This is a genomic window from Luteibacter sahnii (assembly GCF_034063545.1).
Taxonomy (GTDB): domain Bacteria; phylum Pseudomonadota; class Gammaproteobacteria; order Xanthomonadales; family Rhodanobacteraceae; genus Luteibacter; species Luteibacter sahnii.
In genome coordinates, this window is sequence record NZ_JAQLOK010000014.1 from 1 (window position 1) to 7700 (window position 7700).

A 7700-nucleotide genomic window follows, 5' to 3' on the forward strand; every position below is an offset into this window, starting at 1 on the left:
ACCAGGCGAAGCACGTTGCGGTGCTCCACCATCACCCCCTTCGGCTGACCCGTCGACCCCGAGGTGTACATCACGTATGCCAGCGAGCGCGACGTCGGCTCCGACGCGCCCAGCAACGGCGCGTGCGCCGGCAGGCCGTGCAACGCGCGCTCGACGTCCGGATCATCCAGGACCACCACCTGCAGCCAGCTATGCGCCGGCAATGCCTCCTCGTTGGCGACATCGCTGATGACGATGCGAACGCCCGCGTCCTCGATCATCGAACGCTTGCGCGCCTCCGGATCCGCCACGTCCAGCGGTAGGTAGGACGTACCGGACTTCAGCACCGCGAGCATCGCCGTGATCGAATCCACGCCGCGATCCAGGCAGATACCGACGGGGGCCGCCGGACCCGCCCCGAGCGCGATCAGGCGATGCGCCAGACGGTTGGCCGCCGCGTCGAGGGACCCGTAGCTCACCGTGCCCCGGTCGTCGCGCACGGCCACGGCATCGGGCGTGCGGGCGGCATGGGCCACGAACGCACCATGAACGGTACCATCGCCATCGTAGGGCCTATCGCCCCCGTCGGCGTGGCGTGCGATGACCTGTCGTTCCTGCGCCGACATGAGCATCGACGATGCGGGTACGGGGCCGTCATTCTCGAGCGCGTCCGCCAAGGCGTGCAGGGCTTTATGCAGGTATCCCTGCACGCGCGACGGATCGATCCCCCGCGGGCACATCACTTTGCAGTGAAAGTCGGCGGCATGATCGTCGACGACCAGAGTGAAAGGATAGTTGCTGCGCTCGTCGGCGAAGACCAGGGTCCTTCCCTTCCACGCGTTCTCGGCGCGCGCCGCCCGCTCCACCGTGTTCGCTTGGCTGAAGCGGTAGTTGATCAGCGCACCGAATAACCCCCGTGACGACTCGACGCCGCTGCAGCGCTGTGCCAGGGCCAGCGAGGACTGGTCGTGGGCCATCAGTTCCGTCAGGGCCACCTGCACGCCCGACACCAGGTCCCAGGCGGTGTCGCGCGCCAGGTCGACTCGTATGGGCAAGGTATTGAGGAACATGCCCAAGGTGCGCCCCGCACCTTCCTGTCCGTGATGCCGGCCCGACAGGACGGTGCCGAACACGACGTCCCGACGTGCCGTGCACACGCCGATGACGAGCGCCCAGGCGGCATGGAAGAGCGCCGCAGGAAGTACGCCGGCCCTGCGCGCCTGGGCACGCAGGCGGGCGGCAAGAGTATCGGGAACCTGCCGCTGTTCCTCCACCTGTGAATCCCGCGCGCTCGCCATCTCGTCGACGTCGAACGGCATGCATGGCTCGCTGACGTCGTGCAGGCGCTGCCGGAAATAATCCGCGTCGCCCTCCTCCGAACCCTGGCGAGTGCGTGCGATGAAGTCGCGAAACGGCAGGGCGGGCTCGAGTTCGGCGGCACGCCCTACCAGGATGGTCTCGGTCTCGGCAACGACGTGTTCGAACGAGACATGGTCCAGCACCAGGTGATGGCACACCAGGGCCAACGCGATCCGGTGGCTACCTGATTCCCGGGCGGTGTAGCCATGGATCAGGGGCGCGTGACGCAGGTCGATCCGCAGCTTCGTCTGGTCGGTATGGGCCAGCAATACGGCGACCGGGTCTTCCACCGGAGAATCGTGCAGCGCATGCACTTGCAACGGCGCGTGGCGCAGCACGACCTGCGCCGGCCTGTCCATGTCTTTCCAGCATGCCGCGGTGCGCAGGATGTCATGGCGATCGATCACGTCCTGCAAAGCCGACAGCAGGGCATCCAGGTGCGCCGCGTCATCGCAGACGATGACCTGCCGCGACAGGTATGGATCTCCCTCGCCCCCCAGCATGTGATGGAAGAGAATGCCTTCCTGCAACGGCGAGAGCGCGTAGATGTCCTGGATGTTCCGGAGCCCGCCCGGCACGGTGGCCACGATGGTATCGATCTCAGCCTGCGTCAGGTCGACCAATGGAAGCATCCCTGGCGTGATCGCCTCGACGTCCGGAACGATGAGGTTCGGCGGAACCTCGTCGCGCGAGACGACTCCTACCCGCTCCAACTGCAAGGCCATGTCCATGAGCACGGGCATGCCGAACGCGGATTTCGCGTCCATGCCGAAGCCTTGCGCACGCAAGCGTTCGATCAACGCGATCAGCAGGAAGGAGTGACCACCGAGTTCGAAGAAGTGGTCTTCCCTACCCACCTCGTCCAACCCCAGCAATTCGCACCATAGCGAAGCCAACGCCTTCTCCGCTTCCGTGGCCGGTGGCTGCCTCGGTTCCGGGGACGTCGTGGTTTGTGTCCAGGGCGGTAAGGCACCGACATCGAGCTTGCCGTTGGCGTTCAGCGGCAGGGATGCGAGCACCACGAAATGCGCTGGCACCATGTATTCCGGGAGTTCCTGCCGCAAGGCATCTCGCCAGATCCGCGGCCCGTTCTCCGCGCGGCGGAGACCGGTCGCCACGTAAGCCACCAGGCGCGTCGTCCCCGTGGCGTCCGGTTGCGCGAGGAGTACCGCTTGCTCCACGTCCTGGAGGCGGCAGAGCGCCTGTTCGATCTCGCCCGGCTCGATGCGGTGGCCGCGGATCTTGAGCTGCCGGTCGACCCGGCCGAGTATCTCCAGCGTACCGTCCGGGAGATGCCGCGCCAGGTCGCCGCTTCGATACATACGCGCCCCGGGCCCGGGCGCGAAGGGATCCGGCACGAAGCCCGTGGCGGTCAGGTCGTCGCGTCCGATATACCCGGGAGAAACGCCCTCGCCGCCGATGTGAAGTTCACCGGCGACACCGGTCGCCACGGGCGCACCCTCGGCATCGAGTACGTACAGCCGCATGCCATCGATCGGACGCCCCACCGGAATGGGACGGCGATGCAGATCGTGCGGCTCCAGCTCCCGCACGCAGCATCCGACGACCGTTTCGGTCGGACCGTATTCGTTGAAGATCCGGATCGCGGGAAAGCGCTCGCGCCAGGACCGGATGTGTTCCGGCTGGAGATTCTCGCCGCCCACGACCAGGCTTTCCACGTTCGCACGCGTATCGGCCGTCAACGCGTCACCCAGCCACTGGGCGTGGGCGGGCGTGATCTTGATGAGGCTGATCGGTCGGCCGCTTTCCAGGCATTCTCGAAGCCCGTCCAGGTGTCGGTCCTCGGGAATCATGCCGATCGTGCACCCGGCCGTCAGCGGGGCGAGCAGGCTGGTCACCGTCAGATCGAACGAAATGCTCGAATGCACGGGCACGAAGCCGCCCGCGCGGAGCGGGTACGTGCGGCGGCACCAATCCAGGTAGTTCGACAGTCCGCCGTGATGCACCATGACGCCTTTCGGCGTGCCGGTGGAGCCCGACGTGAACAGGACATACGCCAGGTCGTTCCGATCCACATCCCCCGTCGGCGTCCCAGCGGCGGGCTCCGACCCGGCCAACGCATCCAGCTCCCACCTTGCGACCGTTTCGGGGCAGGCGCGCAGCGCGTCGCCGGAGGCCTTCGAGGTAAGCACGAGGCAACAACCGGCGCTTTCCACCATCGCCGCCAGGCGAGCCGGCGGCAGAGAGGGATCGAGCGGTAGATACGCTCCTCCTGCCTTCATGACGGCGAGTATCGCCACCACCAGGTCACCGCCGCGCGGCATGCAGATGCCCACCACCACGCCAGCACGCACGGCCTGGCTTCGCAGTGCACGGGCGACGCCATCTACGCGCTCCATCAAGCGGGCATAGGTAAGTCGCTCCTCCAGCGCTTCCACGGCCACCGCGTCCGGGGTGGCTCGCGCCTGCGCTTCGACGAGCCGATGCGTGGCCTCGCGCGGCGCATCCGTGCGTTCTCCGGCCATGTTGAACCGGACAATCAAACGCTCCCGCTCGGAATCCGAAAGCATGCGAAGGCGATCGATGGACGCCGATGGCGTTTCAAGCGCCGCGGAAAGCAGCGTACGGAACTGCTCATCCAGGCACCGAATCGCCTCGATGCCGAAGCGCTTGCGGTCATACCTCCATTCCAGTTCGATGCCTTGTTCCCCGCGTATCACCTGGAGCCGAACACCGGTGGTCGACTCGCCGACGGTCACCTGCCCCGGCGAAGGGAACGATCGGTGCCATCCGATCGATACCGGCCACGACGTGGCGGAAAGCGACTCCGGGCAGCGATCCTGGTCCGCCGCGACCTGCGCCATACCCGAAGATACGCGTTGCAGCACCTCGTCGAATCCGTAATCGTCCTGCAACACGAGGCCCAACGGCAAAGTGCGCGTGAACGGCCCGACGGCTGTCTCGAGATCGTCGAAGCGATCCCGACCATCGCATTCAATGCCGAAGCAGACGTCGTGGCGCCCCGTAACGCGCCAGAGCAGCACGGCCATCGCGGCCACGAACACCGGATACGCACCGTCGCCCTCGACTTCGCGCACGCGCAGCGCGCGAACACAGGCCATGTCCAGCAAGCCGGCGTGGCACGACACGTGCGCCGCGTCGTCGGATACGTCGTCGTACGGAAATCGCGAGGGCGGCATGCCAGCCACGCGGCTCCAATGGCTCTGCGCCGAGGCGACATCGTGGCCCTCGGTGCTTTCAGCTTCTTCGCGCTGCCAGTCCGCGTAGACCAGGTGTGCCGAATCGGCTTCGGCACGTAGCGCGGAACCATGCAGCAGTTTCAGGTATCGATCCGCGAGAAGGTGAAGCGATGGCGTATCCACGCACAGGGAAGATACCCGCGCGATCAGGAGGAGCGCGTCGTCTTCGACCCGAAGCAGGCTCGCCGCGGCGAGCCATCCCGATCCGTTACCCGCGGGGGCGTTCCTGCAGGCTTCGATACGTTTCTCGCGCGCGTCGTCGGAGAGGCCACCGAGTTCGCACTCGTCCCAGGGGGCGTCGCCCTGCGCAACCACGTCCAGCAGGGGGATCGCCATGCCATCGGCGCGGACCAGGCGAGCCCGCAACATGTCGTGCTCGGCAACCAGGCTGCGCCACGCCCGGTGGGCGTCCTGGGCCCGGATCGTTCCATCCAGACGCACCTCGAACCATCCGTCACCGATGCCGCCTCGTCGCCACAGCGACTCCTGCTGCGGGGACAGGCGATAACCGTTGATCAGTGTTTCCATGTTTTTCGATCCCTTCGATCAGGTCGTGGTCGCATCGATGCGAATCATATTGCCCATGGCAACGAAGAGGCGGCGTTCACCGGCGTACGGATTGCGGCCATGCGCGGTCATGACATTGTCGATAAGCAGGACATCCCCACGCGTCCAAGGAAACGCCACCTCGAGCTTTTCGTAGATAGCGAGAATGTGTTCGATCGCGGCGTTCGGGATCAGGCCGCCGTCGCCGAAGTAGCAGGTCCTGGGCAGGTCGCGTTCATCGTAAAGACGGCGCAGCGCGGCGCCCGTCGCGGGATTCAGGCAATACGGATGCCAATGCTGGATCTGGTTGAACCAGCACATCTGACCGGTCCGCGGATGCGGCCCCGCCGCCGGCCGGATGGCGCGCGTTCGCAGACGCTCGCCGTGCGTCCATTCGAAGTCCAGCCGCTCTTCGCGGCACCGCGCCTCCACCTCGGATGGGGCCTTGCTACCGAACACCTCGTGCCAATGCCGTCCGACCCCGGGATGGTAGTTGCGCACGTACATGACGCCGCGACGGACGAATTCTTCCCGCAGCGCGGGGTCCAGGCACTCGTAGACGCGACGGCTGTCCACCACCGGTGTTTCCCCACCCCGCTCGGAAGGTTGCGCGCAGGCGAACAGGATATGCCCGGGCCACCGCAGGTTGAACGTGTTCTCGTTGTGCCAGAGCAGCTTTTCTTCCGCGGGATATCTAACGGGCTTGTAGACGTTGTTGGCGACATGCGGATGCTCGCCGTTCTCCGCGTAGAGCGTGTCGCAGAACAACGAAGCGAAGGCTTCCAGCCTTTCGGGACGGTCGATGTCGAATCCCCGGCAGAGCAAGGCGCCGTGACGCAACAGGAGGGCGTCGACCTGCGCCTTGTTCGCCGTCGACCATGCGCATAGATCGACCCCCGGCCGCGTCGCCCGCAGTACATAGGGAAGATCGGTGCCTTCACGCAGCGGCTCGAGCGACACCGGCGGGGCGGCCGAGAGGGTGATCGTCCTGGGTGCCTCCCTGCGTAGGCCGGAGAGCGTACGTTTCGGCTTGGGCACGCCCTCATTGCGTTCCGGCATCGCCTTTTGCCCCGTCGAAAGGGTGTCGAGACGCGCCTGCGGGTCGTCCACGATCATCGCCAGCAGTTGCACGTATTCGTCGGCCATCGACGCAACGGTCGAGGGTGCGAACAGGTCGGCCGCGTATTCGAACGCGCAGCGCATGCCGTTCTTCCCTTGGCTGATGAAAAGCGTGAGATCGCATTCCTTGATCCCGGGCAGGCCCGCGTCGACCTCGGTGACATCCAGACCCTCCAGGCGAAGTGCCGCATCCTCCCGCTCCCTCGCCTGATAGGCGAACTTCACTTGGAAGATTGGGTGGTACCCCGGTGAACGCCTGGGTCGCAACGCTTCGACGATCCGTTCGAAGGGAAGGTCCTGGTGCTCTTGCAGGTCGAGAACGTCCGCGTGCACCTTGCCCAGCACCTCGGCGCAGCGCGGATTGCCCGGAAGGCGCGTGCGCAGCACACCCTGGTTGACCAGGAAACCGACCAGGCCGCGGATGCCGGGATGATTGCGGTTGGCCACGTCGGTGCCAATGACGATATCCTCCTGCCCCGAACGCCGGGACAGCATGATCGCGAACGTCGTGAGCAGGATCACGAAGGCGGTGCACCCCAACTCCAGCGCCCGCCGCGCTACGCCATCCGACACGAGCCCGGGTATGTCGCACCGCGCCCACGCACCTTTCCGTACCCGCTCGGCATGTCGCGGATAATCGACAGGCAAGTTCAGCCTCTCCGGTGCGCCCGCCAGCCGCTGCCGCCAATGGAGCAACTCGGCAGCCAGCCGTTCGCCCTGCATCCACGACTGCTGCCATAGCGTGTAGTCGGCGTATTGCAGGGGCAGGGGCTCGAGCGGCATCTCTTCGTCGGCCCGGAATGCGCGGTAGAGAGTGGATACCTCGTTGAGCAGGATCGCCACGGAGCTCCCATCGCATGCGATGTGATGCACCGCGAAGAGGAACAGGTGGTCGCGTGGTCCGTGGCGATGCAACCCTGCCCTGAAGATCGGGCCATTCTCCAGATCGAACGGGCGGCAGAAGAACGCTTCGACCGATGCGGCCGCATCGATGTCCACCCATGGAAGCTCGACGCGATGCGGCGGCACGACGTGTTGCACCGCCAGTCCATCCACCGCCGTGAAGCGGGTACGCAGTACCTCGTGCCGGTCGACCAGGGCTTCGAGCGCGCGCCGCAACGCTTCGATGTCGAGCGGCCCGTGCAATCGATATGCGGCAGGCATCACATAGGCCTGCGAACCATGGATACGGTCCATCATCCAGAGCCGCTGCTGAGCCCAGGACTGGGGCACGGTATCCGGGCGGACGCGCGCCACGGGCGTGTCGGCCTCTCCGGGGGTGGAGCGCGCCTGAAACGACATCGAAGCGAGCACGGGTTGCTCGAATACCTGGCGTACGCCAAGGGCCACGCCGTACTCGTGCAACCGCGCGCACAGCTTCACCGCCAGCAATGAGTGTCCGCCCAGTTCGAAGAAATGATCGTGGCGACCCACCCGTTCCACGCCGAGCAGTTCCTCCCACAGCGCCGCGAGCCG

2 protein-coding genes and 1 pseudogene are annotated in these 7700 nt (G+C 66.1%); all 3 read right to left on the reverse strand.

Annotated elements, in window-relative coordinates; all coding sequences use genetic code 11:
- Nucleotides 1-5087 (reverse strand): non-ribosomal peptide synthetase (locus PI246_RS18295; RefSeq protein ID WP_320552764.1); only part of this gene is annotated, 5087 nt, incomplete at its 3' end.
- A gap of 18 nt (nucleotides 5088-5105) precedes the next feature.
- A complete protein-coding gene (locus PI246_RS18300) occupies nucleotides 5106-7526 on the reverse strand; it encodes a condensation domain-containing protein (RefSeq protein ID WP_320552765.1) in 2421 nt (806 codons plus the stop codon).
- 3 nt (nucleotides 7527-7529) lie between these two features.
- Nucleotides 7530-7700, reverse strand: a pseudogene (locus PI246_RS18570) (phosphopantetheine-binding protein); the annotation flags it as partial.

Coding starts and splice junctions, on each gene's coding strand:
- PI246_RS18300 (WP_320552765.1), bottom strand. CDS start 7,526: ATGTCGTTTCAGGCGCGCTCCACCCCCGGAGAGGCCGACACGCCCGTG.